We start from the raw sequence: 13,149 nt of genomic DNA, 5'->3' as shown, positions 1-13,149 counted from the left end.
ATTGTCATTTCACTCGGACCGAGGTCGTATGCCGTTGCCCGCACGAAACGTACTCGCTGAGCCGACGGCACGACTGGATGCGCTCACGGGCCTGCGATGGTGGGCCGCCTTCCTCGTGTTCTTCTACCACATGCTGGTGTTCGCACCGGTGCCCGGTGTGTTGGCGCAGCTCTTCTCCTACGGCTACTTCGGAGTCACCTTCTTCTTCGTGCTCTCCGGGTTCGTCCTCACCTGGTCGCTGCGACCGCGCATCACGACGTCGACTTTCTACTGGCGGCGCTTCGCTCGAATCTGGCCGTCGCACATCGTCGCCCTGCTCCTCGCCGTTCCGGTCTTCTACAGCTTCGCGGCGATCCCCCCGGGCAGCTTCCTGAAACCCTTTGACCTGGGCATCTTCGCGCTTTCCCTTGTCCTCCTGCAGGCGTGGTGGTCGAACCCCGCCATCTCTTCTCCGGAAACCCCGCCGCCTGGACGTTGACATGCGAAGCGTTCTTCTACGCCCTGCACCCGTGGATCTCGCGCGTGCTCACGCCGCTGACGAAACGAGGCGCGCTTCTCCTCGCGGGCGGCGTGATCGCTTGCGCCTTCGCGTATCGTGCCGGCGTCGCCGTGGCCCCCGACTCTTGGCTTCCGCTCGTTCCGCTTCCCGTGCAGCGGCTTCCGGAGTTCGTGCTCGGCATGGCGCTCGCCTGGGCGATGCGCAACGGGTGGCGCCCTCGCCTGCATCCCCTCGTGGGCGTCGGTGCAATGGCTGTCGCGATCCTCACCATCCTGGCGAGCGTGCGGTTTGCAGGAGCTCTGCCATCCGTGGGTCACATCGCGACGTTCGCCAACGAGCTCTTCACCGTCGCCTGCGCCCTCGCGATCGTCGCGCTCGCCTCTGCGTCGCTCAACGGCCGCCGGGTGTTCTTCGCCACGCGCTGGCAGGTGAAGCTGGGCGAGTGGTCCTTCGCCTTCTACCTCATCCACGCCACCGTGATCTACACGGCGCTGCGGCTGTTCGGTTTCCAGGACGCTTCCTGGTCGAATCTCCTTTGGTTCGTCGTTCTGCTCGTCCCCTGCATCGCCGGAGCATGGGCGCTCCACTCGTTCGTCGAGAGACCGCTCGAACGGCGGATGCGGCGGTGGAAGGACAAGCGAGAGGCCGAGCGGCCGGTGACGTCAGGAGTCGTGTGATCCGTCGATCCAGCCGTCGATGAGCGCGCGGGCGCTGCGCGCTCCCGAGTGCACCGCCGCGACGTAGACCGGGCCGGCGGCCGCGAGAGCGCGCGCGCGTTCCCGGTCGACCAGGAGGTTCTCGACGACCCCGCGCAGGGTGTCCGGGGTGGCCTCCACGATCGGCAGCGACATGCCGGTCTCCTGCGCGATACGCTCGCGCACGGCCGGAAGGACATGCCCGACCACCACGCGCCCTGCGGCCATCGCCTCGCACGCGGCCACTCCGTAGGAGCCGAGTCGGAACTGGTCGAGCACGATGTCGGCCTCCGCGATCGCGGCCGGCATGCGGTCAGAACTCACCCCCGAGATGAGGGCATAATCCAGCTGCCCCGAAGTGATGAGGGGATCCAGCGCGGGAGCGATGTGATGGCTGCCCTTCTGCACCGCCGAACTGGACGCGTGGATCACCCGCGCCCGCGGCCGCTCGAGCACCGGCGTCTGCGTCCGGAAGCGGACGGAGTCGACCACGACGGGGCACCACGTGGCCCACGGCACGTCCAGCAGAAGATCGGGAGTCGAGACGAAGGTGGGACGCCGCAGTTCCTTCAGGAGCGCGAGGTTCGCGTCGGCATCCGATTGCAGCAAATCCGTGCGAGGATCCTCCGGGTACGGCGACCAGGGCGTGAGGGCAGCGTGCGCACGGGGGTTGCGCACGTCGGTGCCATGGCCCATGAAGGCGACAGAGATGCCGGATGCCTCGAGCGCTCGCACCTCCGCCGCCGTGTCGCGGGCGAAGAGACGACCGAAGATCGGACGCTCCGCCTCGATGAGCACATGGGTGAAGCCTTGGACAGCCGCCCACTCGGCACGTTGCCACGAGTCGGAGGCGCTGTTCACCGCGATAGGGACGGAGACATCAGCGGAGAAGGCGAAGCCCCCCGGGATGTCGATGGCCATGTTGCGCGCGCCGACCGATGGATCACACGCTTCGAGGGCCCGTGCCCAGAGAAATCCTTGACCGGAGTAGTTCGTCGGGGCGATGTACACCCGTATGGGTGTCTCCGGGGCCACGCTGTTCGGGGCGTCGCCGCCGCCGAGCACGCGAAACGCCACACGCCCGATCAGTCCATCCGGGTTGCGCGCGGGAGCATCGATGATTCTGTTCATCCACCCGGGGAACGATGACCTGCGGCGCACCAGCCAGGAGGCGAGTTCGGAGAGCGAGCTCACGACCGGCCCCCCGCCGAATGGATGTTATCGGCCACTCGACGGGCGACAGCGGCCAGGGAATGCTCGTCTGCCGTCCACGTACCCAGGGCGGCACGCTCCGACGCCGAAAGAGGATGCGCGGCGAGGCGGGACATCGCTTCGGCGATCTGGGCTGCGTCGTATTCACAGGCGATACCCGCGCGGACATGACGATTGGCTTCGGCGATGAAGCGCGCCGTGGGCCCCGGGCCGGCGAACAGCACCGGACATCCGGCGGCCAGGGAGGAGTACGCCTTCGTGGTGAACGCGTATTCGTACCCGGTGTTCGGGCGCAGCGTCGCGAGGCTGGCGACGGCCTCGTTGAGGTGGGGGAGGAGTTCGGCGGCGGGCACCGCCTCGAGGAACTCGATGTCCTCCTCGACCCCGACCGCACGGGCGCGCTCCTCGATCGTCTCCCGCTCGCTGCCGTTCCCGATGAAGCGGAGGGTGAAGCCCGGGTGATCGGTGCGGAACAGCGCGAAGGCCTCGACGAGTGCCTCGGCGCCGTGCCACGGGGAGTAGCTGCCGGCATACACGAAGACGGGACGGATCGGCACCCGCGCATCGGGGACGAAGGCGCTCGTGTCAGCGCCGAAGCCCGTGATCGCGATCGGACGCCGCACTCCCAGTTCCCGCGCTCGATCGACCACGCCCTGCGAGATCGCGACGAGCCTCTCGGCCCCGCGCATCCCGAAGCGCTCCATGGTCCGCAGAACCCGGATCACCAGAGAGGACCCGGTGGCCTGGTCCGCAGCATCCGACCAGACATCGGCGGCGTCGTAGACGTAGGGGATCCGGCGCAGCGCGCAGATGACTCTGACCACCACGCCGGTCGTGGGCGGTGGCTCCATGAGTACGACATCCGGTCGCTTCAGGAAGAGGAGGCGGAACGCGAGGGGCACGTCGAAGCTCAGGTACGGGATGTAGCCGCGCACGTAGCCCTGACGATCACGGACGACGGGGAAGGTGCGGACCTCCTCGACGGAGGGTTCCGCCGGGATGCGTCGGGGAAGGCGGGCCGTGAGCACGGTCACGTCGTCGCCGCGAGCGATGAGCTCGTCGGCCACGGCTCCCAGGAAGAGGGAGGCCGCGGAGGGCTCGGGGCGGTAGATGCGGGAGACGATCGCGATGCGCATACGGGTCACCGTTCGAAGAAGTGACGGAGCAGCACGTCGCGGGAGAATGTCCCGTCGTGCAGCCGGTCGACGAATTCGGGGCCCGTTCGAGCCAGAGCGCGATAGTGATCCCGTCGTGCGGCGATATCGCGGAGGACGTGCTCGAGAGTGTCCGGCGTCGCCTCCACGACCGGCAGGGGCATCCCCGCGTGGCTCTCCACCTCGGTGCGCACCTGTGCCGTCACGTGCGCGAGAACGAGACGTCCGGCCGCCATCGTCTCGCACGCTGCGACCCCGTAGTCGCCGACACGGAACTGGTCGAGCACGATGTCCGCTGAGCGCAGCACCGCCGGCATCTGTTCGTTCGGAATTCGATCCAGCTGCGTGAAGTGGATCAGACCTTCGTCGTGGAGCCGCTGCGCGATCGGCACGATCAACGGGGTTCCCTTGACGTGCGGATTCGTCGGAGCGTGCACGACTCGCGGCACGTCCGCCTCGAGAAGGGGTGCGTCGTTCGCCCAGCGTGCGGGATCGATGACCACTCCGAGGAAATGCGCCTGGGGCAGGTCGACCAAGAGGCCGGCGGTCGAGACGAACGTGGGGAGGCCGGCCTCGGAGATCACGCGAAGGTTCTCCGCGACGACGGCCTCCACCTTCTCGGCGGCGACCCACTCGTCGCTCTCGATGAAGTGCGACCACGGGGTGGATTCGACGTGCGTCGACGGAAGGCGGACGTCGGTTCCGTGCCCGATGAACCCGACGGAGGTTCCCCCCTTCTGCATCAGCGCCGTCTGCCGCGCGAGATCCCCCGAGAACATGCCGCCGAGCACCGGCACGCAGGCCTCGACCAGCACGTGGGTGTACTGGGAGGCGATGGTCTCGGCCATGGCTCGCTGCCACCGGCGCGAATGCTCGGTCGTGCGCCAGTCGACGGTGTAATCGGCCGGGTACTGCAGCACGTTGTTCTCGGTATGGACGAAATTGCGAGCGGATACCGTGCCTGTCGTCTCGACCGCTCTCGACCACCGATACCCCTGTCCGGCGTAGTTCACCGGACCGATGAGCAGTCGCTGCGGGCGGGTGGCATCGGGCAACGGAGGCGGGGGAGGGGTGACGCCTCGCGCCCGGTCGACGCCCGAGGCGATCGCATCCTGCACTGTCTTGGGGATACGTCTCCACACGGACTCAAGGACGGGATGCACGGGGATCCTCTCTGTTCTCGGGCGAGGTCGGAGCGATCCACGCGTCCGTCAGCACGGATGCGGACAGCCGCCCGTCATGGACGCGCCGCACGAACTCGACGCCGGCCGCGCTGACCTCGGCGAGGTCGGACCGGGCGGCGAGGTCACGGATCGTGCGTTCCATCGAGGGAGGATCGGACTCGACGATGGGGAGCGGCATGCCTGCGCCGGTCGCGACGTGAGCACGCACGCGTTCCGACACATGACCCACCACCACGCAGCCGGCGGCCATTGCTTCACAGGCCGCGACGCCATAGGAGCCGATGCGGACCTGATCGATCACCACGTCCGCGTCGGCGAACACCGCGGGCATCTCGGCGCTGGGCACACCCTGGATGAGACGCAGGTCGATCAGCCCTTCTACGGCGAGTCTCTCGAGCGTCGGCATGATCAGTGCCGTGCCTTTGACCGCGGAGACGGAGGGCGCGTGAGCCACACGCAGAGGGCCACTGCGCCGCATCGGACGCGTGACGGCCCAGCGTTCGGGATCGACGACGAGGGGGCACCAGTGCGCCCACGGCACGTCCTCCAGGAGGTCGGGCGTGGAGACGAAGACCGTCGCGCCGCTCTCACGGAGGAGCCGGATGTTCCGTTCGGCCAGCACCTCGGCGCGAGCGAGGTAGATGGCGGGGTCGGCGTAGTGGGACCACGGGTTCGCGGCCAGGTGGCGGGAGGGCAGACGGACGTCCGTGCCGTGCGCCATGAATGCGACGTTCACGCCGCGTTCGACGAGCGCCTCGGCCTGCGCGCGGACGGACCGGCCTGCCATCCGCCCGAACGGCGGCTCCTCCGCCTCGATCAGCACGTGCGTCGCGGAGACCGCGGCATCGAACTGGCGGGCCTGCCAGTCCGGATCGTTGTGATAGGTGGCCACCGGCACGACGAGGTCCGCGTCGAACGAGAATCCGCCGGGCACGTCCACCGCCATATTGCGCGCGGAGACGTCCGGATGCCGGGACTCGAGAGCGTGTGCCCACGAGCGCCCCTGGCCCGAGTAATTGACCGGAGCGATGAGCACGCGCACGGGACGATTGTCGAAGGTGGTCGCCGGCACGGTACCGCGGGGTTCCGGCTTGCCGAGTCGCCGCGCGGCCAGCCGCCCCACGGGACTCATCGGCGCGTCGGCGATACGGTCGATGAGGGCGTTGATCCACGCCGGCAGACGGTTGCGGTTCACGACTGCTCGAGGGGTTCGATTCGGGCAGCCGTCATACCGCCAGTCTATCGACGGCTGCTCGGCGAATCCTGGAACGGGTCCCGTCCCTCCTACACTGGAGGACATGGGTGACCGACTCGCTGCTGCCGCCGACCACCGTCCTTCACTTCCGAACGGCGTGGCGCGGTGACCGCGAAGTCGGGGCGGGCGCGCCTGCTCATCCTGTCCTACGACGCGATCGACGTCGATCCGCGAGTCATGAAGCAGGTTCACCGTCTCGCGGGGGAGTACGACGTGGTCACGTGCTCGCCCGGCGCGTCGCCGCATGCCGATGTGGAACATGTCCCCCTCGACGCCAGCGACGTGCCGCCGCGCGGACGCCTCGGCAACCTCCTCGACGATGTCGCCCGCGAACGCGAATGGTTCCGTTGGAGCTACGACCGTCTGCCGCTGGTCCGGCAGACGCGGGCGCGGTTGCGAGGACGGACCTTCGACGCCGTCCTGGCGAACGATGCGGAAACACTGGGCGCCGCGATCTCGCTCGCGGGTGCCGATCGCGTCCACGCGGACCTGCACGAGTTCTATCCCGGTCTGCCCGTCGACGATTCGAAGCTCGGTCAGCGCCAGCGTCGGTACTGGACCTGGTTGATCACTCGGTACGCCTCGCGCGTGCGTTCGTCCACAACCGTGGGTGCGGAGATCGCGAAAAGGTATCGCGCGTACGGACTGCAGCCCGATGTGGTGACGAACGCCACGCCTCATCGTCCGGTCACCCCGTCGCCCACGGGGGCGACGATCCGCCTCGTGCACAGCGGCAACCCGTTCCGAGAGCGTGGACTCGCCGAGATCATGCGTGCCGCAGCGGAGTCTTCGGCCGATGTCACCCTCGATCTCTTCCTGACCTACAATCCGCCCACCGACCGCGAGCAGTTGGTCGCCCTCGCCGCTGAACTGGGCCCGCGCGTCACCGTGCGCGAGCCGGTGACGCAGGCGGAGCTGATCGACACGCTGCACGGTTACGACGTGGGGATCCACGTGTTGCCGCCGACGAGTGAGAACAACGCCCTCGCGCTGCCGAACAAGTTCTTCGACTTCGTGCAGGCGCGCCTCGGGATCATCGTCGGTCCGTCGATCGAGATGGCCGGTATCGTTCGGGAGCGCGAGCTCGGCGTCGTGACGGACGACTTCTCGCAGCGCAGCATCCGCGCGGCTATCGACGGCCTGACCCCCGACCGCGTCGATGCGTTCAAGGCGGCGGCGCAGGAGCATGCCGGAGACCTGTCGGCCGAGGTGCAGGTCGAGAAGTGGGCTGCGGCGGTGGCCGCGATCGTTCAGTCCCGCTGAGTGACACCCGGGCGGCTCAACGCCCGGGTGAGCGCGACGCTGCATGCCGACGCGGATGCATGTCGCTTCGCCCATTCCCAGCCGCGATCGGCCTTCTCCTGGAGAGTGTCGGGCCTGTCGACGAGATCCTCGACGACGTCGAACAGAGTGTGCACATCCGCCACGACCCAGGCCCCCTCGGCGTCGGGGCCCAGATCGGGTTCGTCCGATACGCGAGCGCTCGTCACGAGCACGCACCGACGGGCCATGGCCTCGATGCCGAAGACTCCGGGCATCGACGCGTGGAACTCGTTGAGTGCGATGTGCGCGTCGTCGAGGGCGGCGATCACCTCCTCGTGAGGTACCCCGATGAGTTCTCGGTACTCCACGTGCGGGTGGGCGGCGACGATTCGCCGCATCGCCTCGCGCACGTTCTCGGTGCCCTTGAGCAGGGGGTTCGACGGTGCGTGGACCACCACGATACGGTCCGTCCGGTCGAACTTCGCCGACGGGGGCGCGAACTGTCCATCGGGGTAGAAGTAGAGGAACGGCTGGGTGGGGGACTGGAGGTAGGAGATCTGATCGTTGCGCGCGGTGAAGATGACCTCCGAGTACCGTTCCGCCACCTCCGCACGCTTTCGACGAGCGTCGTCGTAGGTGGGGTCCCCGAACACGGGGTCGATAGTTGTCAGAATCGACCCGATGTTGGGGCGTCCCGTCAGCGCCGCCTGCTCGAGCGACAGCTTCGGTGAGCGGATGTCGTTGCCGGTGAAGTAGCACACGAGGCGTTTCCCGCGTGCCCGGAGGAAGGCGAGCTCGAACTCCCGCTCATCGTGGTGCCCCTCGAGGAACGCGCCGCCGCCGACGTAGATGAACCCGCGCGCGCGGTTGACGAGCCAGGCCAGCAGGAGCGGTCCTCCGTAAAGGCGGCGCCAGGTGGCGAGCCTGCCCCCGAACGCCGTCGACGGCTTCTGGATCACGGCGTCGTAACCGACGGAGTAGAAGGGGTTCCGTGCGTGGATGGCGGTGTAGCTGCGCGGCAGGGCCTCGGCGATATGCGTGGCCATGAGCGCGATGTCCTCCGGACCGACCACCCAGTCGAGGCGGCGGGTGAAGAGCGCGAACGGGGCGAAGATCCGCGAGAACCAGCGCAGCAGCGCCTTCTGCCTCCGGAAGACCAGCGTTGTCGCGTCGTTCGTCATCGCCGGGAGCGGGGGATGCAGAACTTCACGTAGAAGCTCTTGGGGACGCGATCGAGTTTCCACATGAGCCAGAAGAAAGGCCGCAGGAGTTCGAAGCGACGCTTGTAGGTCCGGTAGTCGGTGTACTGCTTCTTCGGCATCGTCATGACGTGCTCGAATCCGGCGTCGTCGAATCCGAGCCGCTTCTTCACCATGGCGATCAGCTCAGGATCCCCGTGCCGCGGTTCGATGAACTGCTCCGCGGCGACCGCGCGGTCCATCTGGCCGGAACGGACGAGGGCCGAGAGCTCGATCTGCCGGAAGTTGATCCCGAAACGCGTCGGGAGGAAGTAGGTGTGGTAGAAGGCGGTGAAACGGTTCTCCAGATGGTGACCGCCATACCACTGCCATCCGAACTCGTCCGCCAGGAACCGCTTGGCCTGCTCCTTGTTGTAGTCGATCCAATAGAGGGGGCGGGTGCGCTGGATGCGACTGAAGGCGGACCACTTGACGAAGTTCAGGAAGTCCAGGTTCGGATAGGTCTTCATCGGGAGACGCCCGAATCTTTCATGGACGCCCTTGATGTACCCACCGTCCATGTAGAGCCACCCCATCGGGGAGACCCCTTCCGTGCGGAACGAATGGCCCTCGACGATGTGGCGGATGCCGTGCTTCTCGGCGGCGCGGTAGAGCACGCCCATGAACCCGATGTCGGTGGGCGCCTCAATGTCCTTGACTCCGGCGAGCATGAAGGCGCGATAGATGTCGTCGTACTCGGCGTTGTCGACGACGTACGTCTCGAGGTCCACGCCGAGCTTGTCGAGCACCGCGAAGATGTTCGAGGTCGCCGTCGGGGAGTTCCATGTGTTGTCGAAATGCACCGCGAGGGGGCGGACGCCCTTCGATACCAGGAGGTGGGCGAGGAAGGAGGAGTCCGTGCCGCCGCTGACGCCCATGATGCAGTCGTACTTCTTGCCCCGGCCGGCCGCCTTCAGCTCAGCGACGAACGCGTCGAGGGCCTTCTCGCTCTCGGGACCGATCGGATATTGCTTGTCCAGCGAGTCGTGGAGGTGGCAGTAGTAGCAGACTCCATCCGCATCGAAGGCGGACCCGGGCACGTCGGCGGTGATGATGCAGCGACGACAGACCGCGGGGGAAGCAAGGAACTCTTGCGCGCCGATAGCGTCCCCCTCCCTTTCGTCCGTCTTCACGGCGATGCTCTCACCGCGACCGGCGAAGAGGTGGCCGAAAAGCGCGTCGATCTGCGGCCTCGTGGGGTAGTTGATCAGCACGCTGTCGCGACCCGACTGCATGACGAAGGCGGTGCCGGCGGCGACGGCCGACGCGCCCGCGTGCTCGATGGGGGAGACGAGGTCATCCCGACGTCCCGCACCGCCGTGGGCGATCACCGGAACCTCGGCGAGGTCGGAGACGGCGCGGACGAGGTCGAGGTCGATGCCGTCGCGCGTTCCCTCCCGTTCGATGTTGGTGACGAGGATCTCGCCCACGCCGGCCTCGGTGGCAAGGGCCACCCACTCCGTCAGCGACAGAGGCGCGGCGTTCGCGCCCCCCTCGGCGTAGGGTACGTAGCCCCCGTCGGTGAGGCGGGCGTCGAGCGCACCGACGATGGCCTGCGACCCCAACGTTCGCACCATCTCCTTCACGGCGTCGGTCCGCGTCAGCAGCGCAGTGTTGACCACGATCTTCTCGAAGCCGACGGCGATGATCGCCTGCGCCTGCTCGGGCGTCTCGACTCCCCCTCCGTATGCGAGCGGGATGAACGCTTCGCTGGCGATGCGGGAGAGGAGAGGGAGCGGCGCGGGCTCGCGGCGCCGCGCCGCGCCGATGTCGAGGATCATCAGTTCGTCGACCTCGAGGTCGTTGAAGATGCTGATGACATTCACCGGGTCGCCGACATACCGCGCGTCATCGAAGCGTCGTGTTTTGACGAGCCGCTCCTCTTCGAGGAGAAGGACCGGGATCACCCGGGGATAGACGTGCATCAGACCTCCGCCGAAGCGAACTCGCCGAGAAGTGCCAGGCCGTAGCGATGACTCTTCTCGGGGTGGAATTGAATGCCGATGACGTTCCCGCGCTCAACGGAGGAGGCGTATCGGTGACCGTAATCCGTCCAGGTGAGGACGTCATCCTCCTGCTCCGGTACGACGGCATAGGAGTGGACGAAATAGAAGCGGCCGCCCTTCCCCAGCGAGGGGGCGAGTCGGGACGGTTTCGCAGCGATCGCCTCGCTCCACCCCATGTGCGGGACGAGCAGGCGGCTCTCGCCGATGCGATCCGGGAAGCGTCGCGCGTGTCCGGGGATGAGGCCGAGTCCGGGAAGCACACCTTCTTCGCTGCCATCCATGATGAGCTGCATACCGAGGCACACCCCGGCGACGGGTGTTCCGCGCTCGCGTGCCGCCGTCGTGACCGCTTCCCCGAGGCCGCTCGATGTGAGCCGTGTGACGGCGTGGTCGAACGACCCCACCCCGGGCAGGATGATGCGCCGCGCCTTCGCGACCACGTCGGGGTCGAAGGTGGTCTCCGAACTGCGCCCCGCCTTGGACAGAGCGTTGCGCAGCGATCCGAGGTTCCCGGCGCCGTAGTCGACGATCGTGACGTCCGCGATGCTCATCGGGCCCGCCGACTATCGTCGATACTGGCTCGCAGCGCCCGGTCGATCGCGTCCATGTCCTCTGCGCGCAGCTGCGGGTACAGCGGCAGGGTCAGGGCCTGATGATGCGCACGGGTGGTGTGGGGGAGCGCCTCGTCGTCGATTCCGAAACGCTCGCGGAAGTACGGTTGCAGGTGCATGCCGTACGTGCCCAACGTGGTTTCGATGTCGTGCTCCCGCATGCGGCGGATGACCTCGTCACGGTCGATGTCGTCGTCGAGCAGCACGACGTAGGACTGGAAGGTGTGTTCGACGCCCTCGGGCTGAGCGGGCGGGCGCACACCATCGATGTCGGCGATCCGCTCCGTGAGCTCGGCAGCCGCCCGACGCCGACCCGACACGATCTCCTCGACCCGCTGCATCTGCGCGAGTCCGATCGCCGCGTGCACATCGCTGAGGCGGTAGTTGAAGCCCGCATCGACGAACTCCATGAAGAGTTCGCCGCGGACCGCGCCATGAGCACGGAGCACGGCAATCCGCGCCGCGAGCTCGTCGTCGGCGGTCGTGATCATGCCGCCCTCGGCGGTGGTGATGATCTTCCTCGGGTGGAAGGAGAACACGCCCGCCGTGCCGAGCGTCCCGGCGTGCCGGCCGTTGTACGTGCCCCCGAGGGCGCACGCGGCATCCTCGAGCACCGGGAGCCCGTGCCGAGCGCCGACGGCGTTGACGGGGTCCATGTCGGCGCACAAGCCGAAGGCGTGAACGGGCATGATCACTCGAGTGCGCTCGGTGATGGCCGCCTCGAGCAGCGACGGATCGAGGTTGAACGTTTCTTCGTCGATATCGACGAAGACCGGTACCGCGCCCTGCTGGAGCACGGCGTTCGCCGTGGCGGGGAAGCTGAACCCTGGAATGACGACCTCGTCGCCGGGGGCGACGCCGAGCCCCACGAGCGCGAGATGGAGGCCCGTGGTGGCCGAGCTCACCGCTGCAGCGTGGCGCGCGGAGGTGTAGGCACGGATGGATTCCTCGAAGGCTGCGGTCTTCGCTCCCTGAGTCAGGTAGCCGGACTCGATCACCTCGCGGACGCCGTCCACTTCGGCGGCGCCGGTGAGGGGGATGTTCAGCCTCACGACAGCACCGACACGTACCAGTCCACGGTCTCGCCCAGGGCGTCATCCGTGAGGCGGGGGGACTGGTGCCCGAGCAGCGACTCGAGCTTCGACACGTCCGCGAGGTGACGGCGGACGTCCCCGGGGCGCTCGGCCGAGTGGAAGACGGGGTGGTCGGGACGATCCATCTTCTGAAGGATGCGCGCGATGAGTTCGTTCACCGATGTCTCCACGCCGGTGGCCAGGTTCAGCACCTTTCCGCGGCATTCGGCGCTGTCGTGCACCTGCGCGATGAGGTCCGCGCTGTCCTTCACGAAGATGAAGTCGCGGGTCTGTTCACCGTCTCCGTAGATCTCGATCGGCTGGCCGTCGAGTACACGGCGCACGATGATCGGCACGATCCCCGCGTAGGAGCCGGGGTTCTGGCGCGGCCCGATGTTGTTGAAGGGGCGGATAACCGTCGCGTCGATCCCGAACGTCTGCACATAGGACTCGATGATGTGGTCGGCGGCGGACTTGCTCGCCGCATAGGGCGTGATCGCGTCGTGCGGGTGCCCTTCGTCCATCGGGATGTAGCGGGCGGAGCCGTACGCCTCCGAGCTGGACACGTGGATGAGTCGTTCGACGAGACCCCGGCGGGCGATCTCGCAGAACGTGGTCGCGATCCCGACGTTCGTCTGCACCGTCCACGCGGGGTAGGTCAGCGATGTCGGCAGCGGGATCACGGCGAGGTCGAAGACGGTGTCGATCTCATGGGCGGTCACCACATCCTGCATCGCGGCGAGATCGGACGCGTCGAGTCGGATGATCTCGAGGTCGGGACGCGCCGCCTTCGCTTCCGCGAGGTTGTCGGCACTGCCGAGGAAGAAGTTGTCGACCACGGTTATGCGCCGCGGTTCGTCCTGAATGAGCCGGTCGACGAGGTGGCTACCGATGAAGCCGGCACCGCCGGTGATGAGGATGGATTTCGAGCGCACGGACATTTCTGGAAACTCTCTCGA

At 67.4% G+C, this 13,149-nt stretch carries 12 protein-coding genes; 3 read left to right on the top strand and 9 right to left on the bottom strand.

The window, feature by feature from the left end; translation table 11 throughout:
• The first annotated feature begins 130 nt into the window (after positions 1 to 130).
• Entirely contained in the window at positions 131 to 478 is a 348-nt protein-coding gene (locus tag AC3A3J_RS12655; RefSeq protein WP_487672607.1) for an acyltransferase family protein, read from the top strand.
• Positions 424 to 1,176, top strand: coding sequence for an acyltransferase family protein (locus tag AC3A3J_RS12650; protein WP_487672606.1), 753 nt, complete (start codon positions 424 to 426; stop codon positions 1,174 to 1,176). Before AC3A3J_RS12655 ends, AC3A3J_RS12650 begins: the two co-directional genes overlap by 55 nt.
• On the opposite strand, the gene AC3A3J_RS12645 is transcribed toward AC3A3J_RS12650, so the two are convergent.
• Genes AC3A3J_RS12645 through AC3A3J_RS12630 form a run of 4 tightly spaced genes read right to left on the bottom strand, consistent with a single transcriptional unit; the run spans position 1,162 to position 5,939 of the window.
• Positions 1,162 to 2,388, bottom strand: coding sequence for a glycosyltransferase (locus AC3A3J_RS12645; RefSeq protein WP_487672605.1), 1,227 nt, complete (start codon positions 2,386 to 2,388; stop codon positions 1,162 to 1,164). The genes AC3A3J_RS12650 and AC3A3J_RS12645 overlap by 15 nt on opposite strands.
• Positions 2,385 to 3,542 (bottom strand): glycosyltransferase family 4 protein, encoded by a 1,158-nt coding sequence (locus AC3A3J_RS12640; RefSeq protein ID WP_487673109.1) that lies wholly within the window; start codon positions 3,540 to 3,542, stop codon positions 2,385 to 2,387. Before AC3A3J_RS12640 ends, AC3A3J_RS12645 begins: the two co-directional genes overlap by 4 nt.
• Positions 3,543 to 3,547: 5 nt before the next feature.
• A complete protein-coding gene (locus tag AC3A3J_RS12635; protein WP_487672604.1) occupies positions 3,548 to 4,678 on the bottom strand; it encodes a glycosyltransferase in 1,131 nt (376 codons plus the stop codon).
• 28 nt (positions 4,679 to 4,706) lie between these two features.
• Positions 4,707 to 5,939: a glycosyltransferase family protein gene (locus AC3A3J_RS12630; protein WP_487672603.1), complete on the bottom strand. Its 1,233-nt coding sequence runs from the start codon at positions 5,937 to 5,939 to the stop codon at positions 4,707 to 4,709.
• 165 nt (positions 5,940 to 6,104) lie between these two features.
• Between AC3A3J_RS12630 and AC3A3J_RS12625 the strand changes: the two genes are divergently transcribed.
• The gene (locus AC3A3J_RS12625; RefSeq protein WP_487672602.1) at positions 6,105 to 7,262 is read left to right on the top strand and encodes a glycosyltransferase family protein; all 1,158 of its coding nucleotides are present in this window, start codon (positions 6,105 to 6,107) and stop codon (positions 7,260 to 7,262) included.
• Here the strand turns inward: AC3A3J_RS12625 and AC3A3J_RS12620 are convergent.
• Genes AC3A3J_RS12620 through AC3A3J_RS12600 form a run of 5 tightly spaced genes read right to left on the bottom strand, consistent with a single transcriptional unit; the run spans position 7,250 to position 13,131 of the window.
• Positions 7,250 to 8,443 carry a glycosyltransferase family protein gene (locus tag AC3A3J_RS12620; protein WP_487672601.1) on the bottom strand — a complete coding sequence of 398 codons (1,194 nt, stop codon included), beginning with the start codon at positions 8,441 to 8,443 and terminating at the stop codon, positions 7,250 to 7,252. The genes AC3A3J_RS12625 and AC3A3J_RS12620 overlap by 13 nt on opposite strands.
• Positions 8,440 to 10,425 (bottom strand): N-acetyl sugar amidotransferase, encoded by a 1,986-nt coding sequence (locus AC3A3J_RS12615; protein WP_487672600.1) that lies wholly within the window; start codon positions 10,423 to 10,425, stop codon positions 8,440 to 8,442. Before AC3A3J_RS12615 ends, AC3A3J_RS12620 begins: the two co-directional genes overlap by 4 nt.
• Positions 10,425 to 11,057 carry an imidazole glycerol phosphate synthase subunit HisH gene (hisH, locus tag AC3A3J_RS12610; RefSeq protein WP_487672599.1) on the bottom strand — a complete coding sequence of 211 codons (633 nt, stop codon included), beginning with the start codon at positions 11,055 to 11,057 and terminating at the stop codon, positions 10,425 to 10,427. Before hisH ends, AC3A3J_RS12615 begins: the two co-directional genes overlap by 1 nt.
• Positions 11,054 to 12,169: a DegT/DnrJ/EryC1/StrS family aminotransferase gene (locus AC3A3J_RS12605; RefSeq protein ID WP_487672598.1), complete on the bottom strand. Its 1,116-nt coding sequence runs from the start codon at positions 12,167 to 12,169 to the stop codon at positions 11,054 to 11,056. The genes hisH and AC3A3J_RS12605 overlap by 4 nt, the downstream gene beginning before the upstream one ends.
• On the bottom strand, positions 12,166 to 13,131 hold the full coding sequence (locus tag AC3A3J_RS12600) for a dTDP-glucose 4,6-dehydratase (protein ID WP_487672597.1): 966 nt from the start codon (positions 13,129 to 13,131) through the stop codon (positions 12,166 to 12,168). Before AC3A3J_RS12600 ends, AC3A3J_RS12605 begins: the two co-directional genes overlap by 4 nt.
• Positions 13,132 to 13,149 lie beyond the last annotated feature (18 nt).

The organism is Microbacterium sp. Soil_N32, from assembly GCF_057655505.1.
This window is presented reverse-complemented; position numbering and strand designations above follow the sequence as displayed.